The 13,550-nt window shown below is 70.4% G+C and carries 17 protein-coding genes and 1 pseudogene; 7 read left to right on the forward strand and 11 right to left on the reverse strand.

All coding sequences use genetic code 11. From position 1 onward, the window contains the following. Nucleotides 1–8: 8 nt before the first annotated feature. Nucleotides 9–1,607 (reverse strand): NCS2 family permease, encoded by a 1,599-nt coding sequence (locus tag EVJ50_RS01205; RefSeq protein ID WP_150881999.1) that lies wholly within the window; start codon nt 1,605–1,607, stop codon nt 9–11. On the opposite strand from EVJ50_RS01205, the gene EVJ50_RS01210 reads away from it, so the two are divergent. From EVJ50_RS01210 to EVJ50_RS01240, 6 genes and pseudogenes are all read left to right on the forward strand, one after another. Then, complete coding sequence (locus EVJ50_RS01210) at nt 1,558–2,280, forward strand: alpha-ketoglutarate-dependent dioxygenase AlkB (RefSeq protein WP_150882000.1); 723 nt, start codon at nt 1,558–1,560, stop codon at nt 2,278–2,280. The genes EVJ50_RS01205 and EVJ50_RS01210 overlap by 50 nt on opposite strands. Then, nucleotides 2,277–2,837: a rhomboid family intramembrane serine protease gene (locus EVJ50_RS01215; RefSeq protein ID WP_150882001.1), complete on the forward strand. Its 561-nt coding sequence runs from the start codon at nt 2,277–2,279 to the stop codon at nt 2,835–2,837. The genes EVJ50_RS01210 and EVJ50_RS01215 overlap by 4 nt, the downstream gene beginning before the upstream one ends. Further along, the gene (locus EVJ50_RS01220) at nt 2,834–3,247 is read left to right on the forward strand and encodes a DCC1-like thiol-disulfide oxidoreductase family protein (RefSeq protein WP_150882002.1); all 414 of its coding nucleotides are present in this window, start codon (nt 2,834–2,836) and stop codon (nt 3,245–3,247) included. Before EVJ50_RS01215 ends, EVJ50_RS01220 begins: the two co-directional genes overlap by 4 nt. A gap of 497 nt (nt 3,248–3,744) precedes the next feature. Further along, nucleotides 3,745–5,333 (forward strand): annotated as a pseudogene (locus EVJ50_RS01225) (putative bifunctional diguanylate cyclase/phosphodiesterase). Between the two features lie 56 nt (nt 5,334–5,389). Beyond that, on the forward strand, nt 5,390–6,355 hold the full coding sequence (gene arsS, locus EVJ50_RS01235; protein WP_150882005.1) for an arsenosugar biosynthesis radical SAM (seleno)protein ArsS: 966 nt from the start codon (nt 5,390–5,392) through the stop codon (nt 6,353–6,355). A 58-nt stretch (nt 6,356–6,413) separates the two neighbouring features. Beyond that, nucleotides 6,414–6,908, forward strand: coding sequence for a hypothetical protein (locus tag EVJ50_RS01240; protein ID WP_150882006.1), 495 nt, complete (start codon nt 6,414–6,416; stop codon nt 6,906–6,908). On the opposite strand, the gene EVJ50_RS01245 is transcribed toward EVJ50_RS01240, so the two are convergent. The 8 genes from EVJ50_RS01245 to EVJ50_RS01275 form a co-directional block, all read right to left on the reverse strand. Beyond that, complete coding sequence (locus EVJ50_RS01245; RefSeq protein WP_150882007.1) at nt 6,880–7,236, reverse strand: hypothetical protein; 357 nt, start codon at nt 7,234–7,236, stop codon at nt 6,880–6,882. The genes EVJ50_RS01240 and EVJ50_RS01245 overlap by 29 nt on opposite strands. Before the next feature lie 124 nt (nt 7,237–7,360). Continuing rightward, nucleotides 7,361–7,687, reverse strand: a complete 327-nt coding sequence (locus EVJ50_RS14795) for a cell division protein SepF (protein ID WP_150882008.1) — start codon at nt 7,685–7,687, stop codon at nt 7,361–7,363. 42 nt (nt 7,688–7,729) lie between these two features. Further along, nucleotides 7,730–8,290: a PAP/fibrillin family protein gene (locus EVJ50_RS01255; RefSeq protein ID WP_225323011.1), complete on the reverse strand. Its 561-nt coding sequence runs from the start codon at nt 8,288–8,290 to the stop codon at nt 7,730–7,732. 11 nt (nt 8,291–8,301) lie between these two features. Continuing rightward, nucleotides 8,302–8,475, reverse strand: a complete 174-nt coding sequence (locus EVJ50_RS14455) for a hypothetical protein (RefSeq protein ID WP_191964819.1) — start codon at nt 8,473–8,475, stop codon at nt 8,302–8,304. 87 nt (nt 8,476–8,562) lie between these two features. Then, the gene (locus EVJ50_RS01260; RefSeq protein ID WP_150882009.1) at nt 8,563–8,928 is read right to left on the reverse strand and encodes a hypothetical protein; all 366 of its coding nucleotides are present in this window, start codon (nt 8,926–8,928) and stop codon (nt 8,563–8,565) included. Then, on the reverse strand, nt 8,925–9,218 hold the full coding sequence (locus EVJ50_RS01265) for a hypothetical protein (protein WP_150882010.1): 294 nt from the start codon (nt 9,216–9,218) through the stop codon (nt 8,925–8,927). The genes EVJ50_RS01260 and EVJ50_RS01265 overlap by 4 nt, the downstream gene beginning before the upstream one ends. Nucleotides 9,219–9,308: 90 nt before the next feature. Beyond that, nucleotides 9,309–10,049 (reverse strand): aquaporin Z, encoded by a 741-nt coding sequence (gene aqpZ / locus EVJ50_RS01270; RefSeq protein ID WP_150884759.1) that lies wholly within the window; start codon nt 10,047–10,049, stop codon nt 9,309–9,311. A gap of 139 nt (nt 10,050–10,188) precedes the next feature. Continuing rightward, the gene (locus EVJ50_RS01275; RefSeq protein ID WP_225323013.1) at nt 10,189–10,713 is read right to left on the reverse strand and encodes a DoxX family protein; all 525 of its coding nucleotides are present in this window, start codon (nt 10,711–10,713) and stop codon (nt 10,189–10,191) included. Between the two features lie 164 nt (nt 10,714–10,877). On the opposite strand from EVJ50_RS01275, the gene EVJ50_RS01280 reads away from it, so the two are divergent. After that, on the forward strand, nt 10,878–11,681 hold the full coding sequence (locus tag EVJ50_RS01280) for a prohibitin family protein (protein ID WP_150882011.1): 804 nt from the start codon (nt 10,878–10,880) through the stop codon (nt 11,679–11,681). A gap of 4 nt (nt 11,682–11,685) precedes the next feature. Here the strand turns inward: EVJ50_RS01280 and EVJ50_RS01285 are convergent, their stop codons facing one another. Together EVJ50_RS01285 and EVJ50_RS01290 are read right to left on the reverse strand one after the other, a co-directional pair. Further along, nucleotides 11,686–12,609 carry a class I SAM-dependent methyltransferase gene (locus EVJ50_RS01285; RefSeq protein WP_150882012.1) on the reverse strand — a complete coding sequence of 308 codons (924 nt, stop codon included), beginning with the start codon at nt 12,607–12,609 and terminating at the stop codon, nt 11,686–11,688. Between the two features lie 29 nt (nt 12,610–12,638). After that, nucleotides 12,639–13,499 (reverse strand): lysophospholipid acyltransferase family protein, encoded by an 861-nt coding sequence (locus EVJ50_RS01290; protein ID WP_150882013.1) that lies wholly within the window; start codon nt 13,497–13,499, stop codon nt 12,639–12,641. Nucleotides 13,500–13,550 lie beyond the last annotated feature (51 nt).

The following is a 13,550-nucleotide window of genomic DNA, read 5'->3' on the forward strand; positions in this document are numbered from 1 at the left end:
CGGTCGGCTCATGCTCGCGCATCCCCCTTCAGCCGCTGCCAGAGGCTGCTGAGCCCCAGCACCACGGCCATCAGTCCGTAGCCCACGGCCCAGGGGGCGCCGCTGCCCCAGCCCAGGTCGAGCACCGTGTCGGAGCCGGCGAAGCGCCAGGCATGGATCAGCCCCACCCAGGAGGCCGCGGCGGCCGTGAGGGCGCAGGCCGTGGCGGCCAGCAGCCGCCCCTCGATCACGAACACCAGCAGGGCCGCCAGCAGCATCGCCGAGATGATCTGGCCCTGCTCCAGCGCGAAGGCTCCCGCCGCCCACACATCCGCCTGCTGCAGTGTGGTGAGCAGGCCGGGCCCGAAGGGTGCCCCCGCCGCGCCGGCGCCGCCCGCCCGCAGCCCCGCCTTGAGCAGAAGCGATCCCCAGCCCGCCAGGCCCGGCATCAGCCCCAGCACCACTGCCGGGGCGTGGGAGGCCGGCACGGCCTGCACGCTCTGGGCCGTGATCACGATGCCGATGTAGAGCACGATCGCCATGCCGGCGTCGATCGGCACCAGCTGGGCCACCAGGCCGAAGAGCCCCAGCAGGCAGCCGGCGCCCATCAGCACTCCGTTCATCCATGAGTAGGCGACCCGCGCCCCCATGGCCTTCCAGCCCGGATGGCCGATGTAGATGGTGGTGGGGAAGCACGATCCCAGCGCCGCCCCCACGATCGTCCCCAGGCCGTTGATCAGCAGCGACGGCCGCTCCGGGTAGCGATCGCCCGCGGCTTCGGCGCTCTCCAGGTTCTGCAGCGAGCCGAGCAGGTTGAACAGGCCCATCGGGATGGTCACCCCGAGCCAGGGCAGCAGCTGGGAGCGGCCTTCCCAGAGCCCCTGCCACTGCAGCATCGGCAGCTTCGGGCCCACCATCTCCAGGGCGGCCTGCCAGCGCTGGGGATCCAGGCTGATCAGCCCCTCGGCCCAGGCCAGGGCCACCCCGAGCAGCACGGCCAGCAGGCCGCCTGGAACCGGCAGCCGCACCGGGCTGTAGTACGTGATCAGCACCACCGCCAGCGTCCCCAGGCCCACGGCCGGATGGGCGTAGGTGCGCAGCAGGAACCCCAGGGAGATGTAGCCCAGGGCAATGCCCGAGAGGGTGGCCAGCAGAGCCGCCCGGGGCAGCCAGCGCCGCAGGGTTCCGGCCACCACAGCCCCGCCCGCCTCGATCAGCCCCGACCCCAGGCAGGCCACCATGCCCGCTTCCCAGGCCAGGCGGGCCGCGGCCTCGCTCGCCATGCCCCCCGCCTCCGCCGCCAGCTTCACCGGCAGCATCACCAGGAAGATGAACGCGAAGAGACTGACGGTGTTGATGCCGTAGGGCAGTGCCGTGCGATCGCTGCGTCCCTCCCGCCGGGAGAGGCTCCAGGCCTGCCAGGCGTAGGCGCCGTTGCCCACCAGAAGGCTGAGGCCCACCGCCGGCAGCACCGTGCCGTGCAGGAGCGGGCCGGAGAACCCCAGCACCCCGGTGCAGAGCGCCAGGATGAGCAGGATCTGAACCAGGTTGTCGAGGGCCAGGCCCAGCAGACCATCGATGTCACCGGCGACGAACCAGCGACTGCGAGAGGAGGAGGAGCGCGTCATCGACCGCCCGGCCATCGGCAGCAGGGCACCAGCATGCACCTGGCAGCCGATCGAGCGGCCCGGCCTGCGGCTGCGTCTGAGCCGCGACTGGCTTGCTGCTCAGGGCCTGGTGTCCGCGGCCCTGATGGAGGACCTGGTGGCCGCGGTGCCCTGGCGCAGCGACACGATCCGCCTCTTCGGCCGCACCCATGTGCAGCCCCGCCTGATGTGCTGGATGGCTGATCCCGGCTGCCGCTACCGCTACAGCGGCCGCAGCCAGGCCATCGACCCCTGGCACCCACTGGTCGATCAGCTGCGGGATCGCCTGAGCCGGCTGGCAGGCTGCCGCTTCAATTCGGTGCTGCTCAACCTCTACCGCCACGGGGATGACGCCATGGGCTGGCACGCCGATGACGAACCCGAACTCGACGACACCGCACCCATCGCATCGCTCAGCCTCGGTTGCCGCCGCAGCCTGCGCTTCCGGCCACGGTCGCGACCCGATCCCGAGCGCGTGGCCCTGGAGCTGGGTGAGGGGGATCTGCTGCTGATGGACTCGCCCACCCAGCGCCACTGGCTGCACGGCCTGCCGCGCCGCCGCCGCGTGGCCGGAGCGCGCCTGAACCTCACCTTCCGGGTGGTGCGCCCCGCGGCCTCCGCCACCGGGGCCGCCGTCACAGGGGCCGGCCGATGAAACGGATCGGACTCGTGGCGATCGTGCCGGTGTTGATCCTGGCCCTGGCCTGGACTCAGGAGCTGGTGGATCAGTTGCTGTTCGGAGGCCGCTGGAACCTGCCGATGCGGCCGGGTGGCTCGATCCTCGGGGTGTTCACCGCTCCCTTCAGCCACAGCGGCTTCACCCATCTGGTGAGCAACAGCCTCTGGTTCCTGCCCCTCTCATGGCTCGTGATGGCCAAGCGGCCGCGCGACTATCTGGCCGTGTGGGTGGGGGTTCTCCTGGCCGCGGTGCCGGTCTGGCTGTTCTGGCCCAGCGCCAGCCACGGTCTCTCCGGCGTGGTGTACGGCCTGCTGGGTTACCTGCTGCTGATCGGCTGGCTGGAGCGACGCTTCTCGGCCATGGCCCTCTCCCTGTTCTGCCTGATCAGCTACGGGGGCCTGCTGCCCAGCCTTCTGCCCTTCCTCTCGCCGCCCGGCGTGAGCTGGATCGGCCATGCCTCGGGCTTCGCCGGCGGCGTGCTCGCCGCTCTGGCGATCCACCGGGACCCCCAGCAGCGGGAGCTGCCGCGATGAAGCTCGTCTTCGATGGGGGCTGCCCGTTCTGCCGGCACTTCGCCGAGCTCAGCGAGCTCAGGGGCGGGGTGCCCCAGCTGGAGATCGTGGATGGGCGGGCCGACCGGGAGCTGCGCCAATGGCTGGCCGAACGCGGCTGTCCCCTGGCCCGGGGAGCGGTGCTGATCGACGGCGACGAGCTGTTTCACGGAGCCGAGGCCATCAGCCGGCTCTGTGCGGCCCTCCACCCGAGTGCGCCGCTTCTCGCGCTGCTGCGGCAGGTGTTCGCGGGGCCCGAACGCACGCGCCGCCTCTACCCGCTGCTGCTCCTGGCGCGGCGGCTGGCGCTGGGCTGGCGCGGCCTGCCCGTGGATCCCGACGACCCGCCCCCACGTGCGCAGCAGGCCCGGACTGGACACAATGGGCTCTGATGCAGCGGGCGCCCGCTGCGCCCTCCCGACGGCCGGCCGAGTCCATTGCCCTGCCCTGGATGACCCTCACCGATTCCGGAACCGGCGTCCGCTCGCTGCTGGTGCTGCCGGGACAGCCGCTGATTCTGGTGAGTGCCGAGCGGACCCTCAGCCACGCCGACCCCGGCGGTGCGTCGCTGCTCGGCCTGGAGCGCGAGCAGCTGGCCGGCACCCCCCTGGCGCAGGCCTGGCCGGAGGCCGATCAGCTCCTGGCCGGCCTGGCCGCCGGGGAGCCTGAGGCGCCGGTTGAGACCCGGCTCAGCTGCCGCGGCCGTGAGCTGCCGCTGCGCCTGTTCCGCACCGACCTCGGCTGGGGCCTCACCGTGCTGCCGGGTGAACGCACCCCCGAGCTGGAGCAGCTGGAGCTCGAGGTGCAGAGCATGCTCAAGATCCTGGACACCATCAATGACTCGGTGATCATCACCACCGCCGAGCCCTTCGATCCACCGGGGCCGGTGATGGTGTTCGCCAACAGCACCCTCCTGCGCCAGACCGGCTACCGGATCGAGGAGCTGCTGGGTCGTTCGCCCCGGATCCTCCAGGGGGAGGAGACCGACCACGAGGCCACCTCGGCCTTCGGTGCCGCCCTGCGGCGGTGGGAGCCGGCCGACATGGAGGTGGTGAACTACGCCAGGGACGGCAGCCGCTACTGGACCGATCTGCGGGTGGCTCCGATCTGCGATGCCCGCGGCTGGTTCACCAACTGGGTCGGCATCCAGCGCGATGTGTCTGAGAAACGGGTGCTGCGGGAGGCCCTGAGGCAGCAGGCCAACACCGATCCCCTCACCGGCCTTCCCAACCGCCGCGCGCTGGAGGAGCAGCTGGAGCAAGCCCTGGGTCGCCTGCGCCGCAAGCCCGGCCACGTGACGGTGATGTTCTGCGACCTCGACCGGTTCAAGGAGGTGAACGACAGCCTCGGTCATGCCGCCGGGGATGCGTTGCTGCTGGAGCTCACCCGGCGACTGCGGGAGGAGCTGCGCTCCAGCGACACCCTGGGCCGTCTCGCCGGCGATGAATTTCTGGTGATCGCCGAGGGGGCCCCCGAAGCCGAGCCCACGCCCTGTTCCAGCCTGGCCGGCCGCCTGCTCGAAGCGGCCACCGCACCCTGGAGCCACCAGGGGCAGACCTGGATGCCCTCGATGAGCATCGGCATCGCCACCACCGCCGACGCCGGCATCGGCGTGGAGGAACTGCTGCGGCGCGCTGATGTGACCATGTACCAGGTCAAGGAGGAGGGGCGTCAGGGCATCCGCTTCTATGACCCCGCCCTCGATCAGGAGGCCCAGCGCAGCATCGCCCTACGACAGCGCCTGCAGGAGGCCATCCATTCGGGCGGGCTGGTGCTGCACTACCAGCCGATCGTGGACATCGCCGCGGGCACCATCCGCAGCCTCGAATGCCTGGTACGGCTGCCGGGCGAGAACGGCAGCCTGATCCCCCCTCCCGCTTCCTGCCCCAGGCCCAGCGCATCGACCTGCTGCACGACCTGGAAGCGGCGATTCTGCGTCGGGCTCTGGCCGAGACCGCTGCCCTGCTCCAAAGGCGCCCCACCCTGCGCCTGACGATCAACCTCAGCGCCAGCCACCTGGCCCGGCCCGATGCGGCCGAAGCGCTGCTGGCCACCCTGGCGTCCGCGGCGATCGATCCCTCAAGGCTGATCCTCGATCTCTCCGAGGTGTCCCTGCTCCAGGGCATCGCCGATCAGCTGGCCCCGATCCATCTGCTCCGCAGCCGCGGCGTGGGGGTGTATCTCGACGACTTCGGCCAGGGTCTCTCGAGCCTCAGGCTGCTGCAGGAGATCCCGGTCGATGGCATCAAGCTCGACAACACGGTGGTGGCAGGCCTCAGCGGGGATCCCGACACGGAGGCCTTTCTCTCGGCTTTCCTCGCCACGCTCGCCCACAAGGGCCTGCAGATCGTGGCGGAGGGCGTGGAGACCCCCCAGCAGCGCAGTCAGCTGCAGGCGCTGGGCTGCCACCAGGCCCAGGGGCGCCAGTTCGGCATGGCGGTCCCGCTCGAGCGCCTGACCGCCCGCCTGCCGGCCTGAGCCCACCGCTCGGCCTCATCCCATGCCACCGTGTCGCCGCTGACTGCGCCCGGGCGATGTCTCCCACCTCCACCGTCACCGCAGCCGCGTTCCCGTCCCTGACGCGGCGCGCCACCACAACGCTGCAGGTGAACCTGGGCTACCGCTGCAATCAGGCCTGCAGCCACTGCCATGTGGATGCCGGTCCCCATCGCACCGAGATGATGGATCGGGCCACCGTGGAGCTGGTGCTGGAGGTGCTGCGGCGTCGCCGCATCGGCCAGCTGGACCTCACCGGCGGCGCTCCCGAACTGCATGAGGGCTTCCGCAGCCTGGTGCGGGCCGCCAGGGCCATGGGTGTGGCGGTGATCGATCGCTGCAACCTCACCATCCTGAGCGAGCCGGGGCAGGAGAGCCTGGCCGCCTTTCTCGCCGGGGAAGGGGTCACGGTGGTGGCCTCCCTGCCCTGCTACGAGGCCGGCAATGTGGACCGCCAGCGCGGCCGCGGTGTGTTCGAGCGGAGCATCGACGGGCTTCTGGCCCTCAACGCCCTCGGTTACGGGGTCGAGGGCAGCGGTCTGGAGCTGCATCTCGTCTACAACCCCCAGGGACCCTCGCTGCCGCCGGATCAGGCGGATCTGGAGGTCGCCTACAAGCGGGAGCTGGCCGCCCGCCACGGCGTGGTGTTCAACCGCCTGCTGGCCCTGGCCAACATGCCGATCCAGCGCTTCGCCACCGCCCTGCGGCTCTCGGGCGAGCTGGAGGCCTACCAGCAGTTGCTCGAGGCCCATCACCGGGAGGGGAACCTGGCCTCGGTGATGTGCCGCGACCTGATCAGCGTCGACTGGCAGGGCCATCTCTACGACTGTGACTTCAACCAGCAGCTCGGCCTGCCCCTCGGGGCCGGTGCATCCGGCGGCGGGCGGCCCCATCTGAGGCAGCTGCTGGAGGGGGATCCCGAGGGGGCCTCGATCCGGGTGGAGCGCCACTGCTACGGCTGCACGGCGGGCAGCGGCTCCAGCTGTGGTGGCGCCCTGGCCTGATGGTTGACAGGGCCTGCGCCGGCGAACAGGATCCGGCCTGATCCGTGTACGAATCACCATGGCCCGTGGGCTGCATCGCCGGAGAACCATCGGGCTGTTGGCCCGCACCGGCGGGCTCACCGCCGCGGCCTGTGCCCTGATCGCCGGTCCGGCCACCGCTCTGCACCTCTTCCCGCCCCTGGGCCGGCAGACGCGGCTGCCCTTCCGGCAGAACCCCGAGGATTTCGCCCGCTACATGGGTGAAGTGGAATCGGAGCGCTGGGGCTTCGATGTGAGCTTCTCCGACCTCAGCGACTGTTCGGCCACCAAGGTGTTCGCCACCAAGGTGTATCACTGCTTCGCCGGCACCATGACCCGCACCGCCCCGGCGCCCTACAGCCCCGGCTGCGTGCCCTCCGAGATGGCGATGCTCTACTTCGAGCAGAACACCGACACCGGTCGCCGCTACCACGTGACCCGGGCCAAGCCCTGCCTGGCGGATCTGCCGGCCGATCCCGTGCCCGCGCCGATGCCTGCACCGATGGTCAGCGAGCCGATCCGGGGTCTGTGGTGAGATCCGTCTCGGCCTCGGCCGGTCGGCGCAGCGACTCCAGCCGCGGGCAGTAGCGCTCGGCCACCAGGGCGGCCGTGAGGTCCTGCTCCACCGGCAGCCAGCCCTGCCGGTGGAACCAGCTGCCATCGCCGTGCCGGTTGAAGGTGCGCTCCTGGCAGTCGAGGTCGTACGTGTAGTCGCGTCCTCCCGCACCGTCCGGACGGGCTGAGCCGTTGGCTGCGGCCGACAGATCCGGCCAGGGCCAGCGCCCACCGGCACCCTGAAGGGGCGTCCAGCCCAGGAAGCGGAGGTAGCGATCCGTCACACCGCTCAGGCGGATGAGGCGCACGCTCTCAGGCCTGTAGCCGTGCGCGGGGGCTGCCGGTTCCGGCTCGGCCGCGGCGACGACGGGGTTCAGGGCAAGGAGGGCAAGCAGGGCCGTCAGTCCTCGGCAGCGCCGCCGGGGGGACCGCTCAGAAGAGCGCACCGCCCTGGCCGCTGGTGTCCTCCTCACCGGAGGGCTCCCCGATCTCCGTGGCATCCGGGCGCTGCACGTCCACGATCTCGGGGGCGAAGAGAAACACCATGTTGCCCACCCGTTCCTGATGGCCGTCCAGCGCCTGCACTCCGCCGGAGACGAAATCCACGGCCCGCTGAGCCATGTCGGGCTCGAGCATGGAGAGGTTGAGAATCACGGTCTTGAGCTCGCGCACGGCCTGCACCGCATCGAGCGCATCCTCGAAGCAGCGTGGTGTCATCACCACGATCTCCGGACTCCAGTCGCCGAACGGTGTGCGCATGCCGGCCAACCTGCCGCAGCCGGAGCGGCATCGCCAGCGGCATCAGACGGTTGCTGCCGCCGCTGCGGCATCCGGCAGAAACAGGTCCGGCGCCAGATCCTTCCGCCGCAGCAGAGCGAAGAGCGTGCCGGCATTGCCCCTGCAGATGCGCAGCCGCTCGTCGAGAACGGTGATGTCGAGCCAGGCCGGCCGGCCGGAGGAGACCTCCCGCTCCAGAGCCAGCCGGCGGCCGAGCAGCTGCGGCCCCTGCCAGCCGCCCCGGGTGAAGCGCACCTGGACCCGCTGCTGGTTCTGAACCGAAATCGAGGCCAGAAGCCGGATCGAGGCCAGCTCGGCCAGGGGGCCCTTGAGGCGGAGCAGATTCATGCCCAGCCCGCGCGACGGGCTGAGCACCTGCAGGTTGTCGAGCCATGGGGCCACCCGCAGGTAGGGCAGGGAGCTGCTGCTCCAGCGCAGCTCCCACACCCCTTCCAGCTGCTCGGCCTGGCGGTCGAGGTCGGCCGGTTGCTGCCGCTCCAGCTGGCTGAGCAGGCCCTCCACCTCGGGATCGGCGGACGGCCTGGTGGACTCGAGGGCGGCGATCAGCCGGCTGCGGCAGCTCACGGGCGGGGGGTTCAGCCCAGGATGTTGGCCACGGCCCCTGCCGCTCCCAGCAGGAGAACGGTGAGGCTGATGGCGCCGATGGCCATCCAGGCGTGACGGTCGGCATCGGCCGCCGTCTCCCCGAACGCCATGGTCACCTCGTCGGCGTAGAGGTTGTCGTGGTTCTCCAGATCGTGCGTGTGCATGGTGCCGGTGCGGTCTGCTGTACAGCTAGCGACGGCACGGCATGGGCGCCAACGGGAGGGTTGGACGCGCGCTGTCGGGGGCGGGGTTCAGTGGAAGGACCAGAGGCGCCGGATCTCCGGATCGTTCACCTGCCAGGCGTGGCAGGCCTCCTGCAGCGGCCCAGGCGGACGGATCGGTGAGAGGGAGCGGGCCTGCAGTTCATCCCGCAGCAGGCTGAGCCAGCGGCGCAGGTCGGCCCGGTGCTCGGGGTCGAGTCCGGGCTGCTCCAGCCGGCGCTCGAGCCACTCCCACTCGTAGAGGAGCATGCCGTCGCTGCAGGCCTTCAGCTGGGCGGGGTCAGCCCCGGCGGGCTGAGCGCCGGCGGAGTCGGCGGCCGTATCGGCGGAGCCCCCCGCGGTTCCGCTGCGGACGCGCTCGCCCAGCTGCTGCATGATCTGGCGGAGAAGGCTCACCCCAGGCGGCGACGCTGGCCGGAGGCTAGGCCAGGCCGATGGCGGCGGCGCCCCAGAGGTTCGATCCACTGATCACGGATGAGGGCCTGGTGATCCCGGTTCTGTCTGCCCCCCGGCTGAAGGCGGCATCCCATCTGCACCGAACCCTGGTCGAGCAGGCGTCCCAGCCGCAGGGCCGTGGCCTCTTCCAGGCGGCTGAACTGCCCCTGATGCTCGACCAGCCAGGAGGTCTCCGCTTCGGTGATCACCCCGGAGGAGAGCGCCTCCAGGTAGAGCTCGCCGACCGTCATGGCAATTGTTGACTTCTGTGAAGCACTCTGGCGCGGCTGATGCCGGGCGTGGGCCGGAGGACCGAACCCACGCTTCACAGAACCGCTGACTCAGCCCTCGGCGCCGTCGGAAGCGGCGCTTTCATCCAGCAGGGCGCGGTAGACGAAACCCGCCAGCAGGGCGCCGGCAATCGGAGCCAGCCAGAACAACCAGAGCTGCCCGATCGCTTCGGTGCCCGCCCACAGGGCCACACCGGTGCTGCGGGCGGGGTTCACCGAGGTGTTGGTGATCGGGATGCTGATCAGGTGGATCAGAGTCAGCGAGAGCCCGATCGGCACGCCAGCCAGATCGACGATCGCGCGGCGGTCGGTGCTGCCCAGGATCACCAGCAGAAAGATGAAGGTGAGCACAACCTCGATCACCAGGGCCGCTGCCAGGTTGTAGCCGCCGGGGGAGTGGGCGCCGAATCCGTTGGTGGCTAGCGGTGTGGGGCCCACCAGGGCGAATCCCTCACGGCCGGAGGCGATCGCCAGCAGCAATCCGCCCGCGATGATCCCGCCCAGCACCTGGGCGGAGATGTAGGGGAGCAGGCCGCTGCCGGGGAAGCGTCCACCGGCCCAGAGGCCGAAGCTCACGGCGGGGTTGATGTGGCAACCGGAGATATGACCGATGGCGAAGGCCATGGTCAGCAGGGTGAGGCCGAAGGCCAGGGACACGCCGAGGAAGCCGAGCCCGAGGGGGTTCACGGCGGGGTCCTCATAGGGGAACACGGCAGCGAGAACGGCGCTGCCGCAGCCACCGAAGACGAGCCAGAAGGTGCCGATCAGCTCGGCGATGAACTTCTGGCCCATGGAGACCGGTCGGGCCATGGGTGGGAATCAGTCACAGACGCGACGAACAGTAGTGCTTGCAACAGCACCTGTCCGGCATGTGTGTGCGGTTCTGATCCGGTCGGTTCGTGGAGGCCCGCTGCGGGGCCCCCGGTTGGCCTCAGGCGGCGCCGCCACTCACGGCAGTGGTGCGGGTCATGGGGCGAGCAGCGGGGGCGGCATCCGGGTCCACGGAGCCGAGGGCGGTGCTGCTGCTGAAGGCCTCGGCGATCATGCCGGCATCAAAGGAGTAGCGGCCCGGACCGGTGCAGAGCAGGGTGAGGCTGGCTCCCAGGTAGAGCACTACGAGCTCCAGCAGGTAGATGTTGAAGCCGCTGGTGAGGATGTGGTGGTACGCCGCCACCAGCATCGTGCCGCTGAGGGCGAGGGCGCCGATCGGGGTGAGGAAGCCCAGGATCACGAACCAGCTGCCGAAGATTTCGGCGAAGCCGGCCATGTGGGCCATGAACAGGGGGAAGGGCAGATGGAGCGGCTCCACGTAGGCTGCCGCGAAGCTGGCGGGGTTGGCGAGCTTCTCCTGGCCGTGGTGGATCATCATCAGACCCACCGAAACCCGCAGCAGCAGCAGGCCGAGGTTGGTGAAGCGCCCTTCGCGCACGAAATATCGGTAGACGGAGGCGAGCACGGAGATGTTGCGGAACGTTTCTCCATCCTGCCAGGCACTGCTACGAAGTGTTGAGCGTTTTCAGAAAGCGGCGCCCGGCCGGTTCACCGACCCGCCTCACGGCTGCCGCGTCCCGGGTCCAGGCGACATGATCGGCGGGTGATTCCACGCTGATTCCCCAGACCATGCAGTCGCCGCTTCGCTCCGCCGCCGCCAACGGTCCCGGTGGGGGCGCCACGCTGATCGCGGCCCTGGCCCTCACGGCGTTGCTGCTGCTCGGTCAGGCCCTGTTCATCGTTCCCGCCGGCAAGGTGGCCGTGATCACCACCCTCGGCAAGGTGACGGGCGCGCCGCGGATGCCGGGCCTGAATGTGAAGGCCCCCTTCATCCAGTCGGTGTACCCCTTCGATGTGCGCACCCAGGTGCGGCCCGAGGAATTCGCCACCCTCACCAAGGACCTGCAGGTGATCGAGGCCACCGCAACGGTGAAGTACGCGGTGCGGCCCAGCGAAGCCGGCCGGGTGTACAGCACGATCGCCAGCAACGACCGGGAGATCTACCCCCGCATCATTCAGCCCTCCCTGCTCAAGGCGCTGAAGTCGGTCTTCTCTCAGTACGAGCTGGTCACCATCGCCAGCGAGTGGAGCGACATCTCCTCCCTGGTGGAGCGCACCGTGGCTGAGGAACTCGACAAGTTCGACTACGTGGAGGTGCGCGGTCTCGACCTCACCGGTCTGCAGATCGCCGAGGAGTACCGCGCCGCGATCGAGCAGAAGCAGATCGCCGAACAGCAACTGCTCCGCGCCCAGACCGAGGTGAAGATCGCTGAGCAGGAAGCACTCCGCTACGACACCCTCAACCGCAGCCTCGACGACCAGGTGCTGTTCAAGCTGTTCCTCGACAAGTGGGACGGCCAGACCGAGGTGGTGCCCGCCCTGCCCGGCACCGCCGGCGGCATGCCGCCGGTGATCGTGGGTCGGCGCGGCTGAGGCCTCAGGCCTCCCGCCAGGCCAGCACCGCCCGGTGACGCGGGCTGCACGACTCGCTGTGCACCCGCGTGAATCCGGCCTCGATCAGCTCCTGTTCCAGATCCAGGGCCAGGAACTGATCCATGAACGGCTCGGTGCTCTTGAGCAGGGTCATCAGGGCCGCCGGCATCGTCTGATAGGCACCGCTGGCGGGGTTCATGTCCATCAGCGCCAGGCAGCCGCCCGGGGCCAGCAGCCTCCGGCACTCCCTGAAGATGCGCCGGGTCGTGTCGGCGGCCATCTCGTGGAACAGCAGGAAAGCTGAGATCAGTCCGAACCGCCCGCTGGCCAGGCCGGTGGCCTCCGGCAGCGCATGCACCAGCTCCGAGGCGCCGGCCACTCCGCTTTCCGCGGCCCGGCTCCGTGCCACGGCCAGGTAGTGGGGCGAGAAATCCAGCCCGGTCACGACGCTGCCGGGGAAGCCGGCCACCAGCCGCTCACTGCTGAGGCCCACCGTGCAGTGCAGATCGAGGATCTCAGCGGGGCTTCGGGGCACTCGGGCCTCCAGCACCCGGTGGTAGCCGTCCCGCAGGGCCCGGTCGCTGTGGGCGCCGGCCTCCGGGTACAGGCTGGAGTGCACGGCGTTGGAGGCCACCTCGAACTCAAAGGCCGCCTGCCAGCAGAGGTGGCCGGCGTCGTAGCCGTGGAAGGAGGCGCTGTAGTTGGCCGGGTAGCGCAGATCGGGGTCCTGCACCGCGGCCCAGTCCGCCTCCCAGTTGCGCTGCTCCAGGGTCTGCACCGTGTCGCGCCAGGGGATGCCCAGCCGCTCGGCCCGGCCGATCATCATTCGCCTGGCCTGCCATTTGGCCGCCGACCAGAGCGGCGGCACCGCCAGCAGGCCGGCCACCAGACGACTGGTGGGAGTGGGCGTGAGCGTGGCTCCGGCCATCGGGGCAGGGGAAAGGCGACGGGCCAACGCTATCGACGCTCGGCGGCTTCCACCTCCTGCCGCAGGCCATCGAGCTGCTGCTGCATCGCCTCCTCCACCTGCAGGTAGCAGCGCTGCACGTAGGCCCGGTCGCGGCTGGCCTCATGGCCGCTGCGCTCGAAGGTGATCGGCGGGCAGACGCGGGTGTGGATCTGCGCCGGCAGCGGCAGGTTGGGCAGGGGGCCCACGGCCAGGCCCCAGGGCAGACCCAGGTAGAGGGGGAACACCTGGGGGTCGAGACCGAGGGGCCAGGGCATGCCCCGCTCGTGCAGCCCGCGCACCAGGGGATAGCAGTCCTCGATCACGTAGAGGCTGTCGTGGCTGCCCCAGGAGATCAGGGGCACCACGGGCAGCCCGTGCCAGATGGCCAGTCGCAGGAAGCCGGTGCGCCCATGGAAGTGGATGCGGCCCCGCATCCGGTGCGGACGGAAGGCGTCCTGGCCGCCGCCCGGATACACCAGCAGGCTGTCGCCCGCCTCCAGCACCGCCAGGGCCTGGCGGGCGTGGAAGGGAATCGCCCCCACCCGCGCGGCCACATCCGCCATCAGCGGGTAGGCCCGCCACACCTGGGCATGGGTGAGGCCGAACACGCGTCGCTCCGTGCCGAAGCGCCGGAACCAGTCGTAGAGCATCATCGGCAGGTCGGGCGTGGCCAGCCCGCCGTTGTGGGAGCCGACGAAGAGCACCTGGCCGCTGGCCGGCACGTGCTCCCAGCCGGAGGTCTGAACCCGGAAGTAATGGCGATAGAACCAGCCCCAGAGCGGCATCAGCCGCTCGATCAGCACCTCATCCCGCCGCCAGCCGGGGTGGCGTGCTGCCGGTGAGCGGAGCGGCAGCGGGCCAGACCTCATCGGCGGGCAACGGGTGAACGTGGGGCGTCACCGTAATCAGAGGGCAGGGCT

The organism is Synechococcus sp. RSCCF101 (genome assembly GCF_008807075.1).
Taxonomy (GTDB): Bacteria; Cyanobacteriota; Cyanobacteriia; order PCC-6307; family Cyanobiaceae; genus RSCCF101.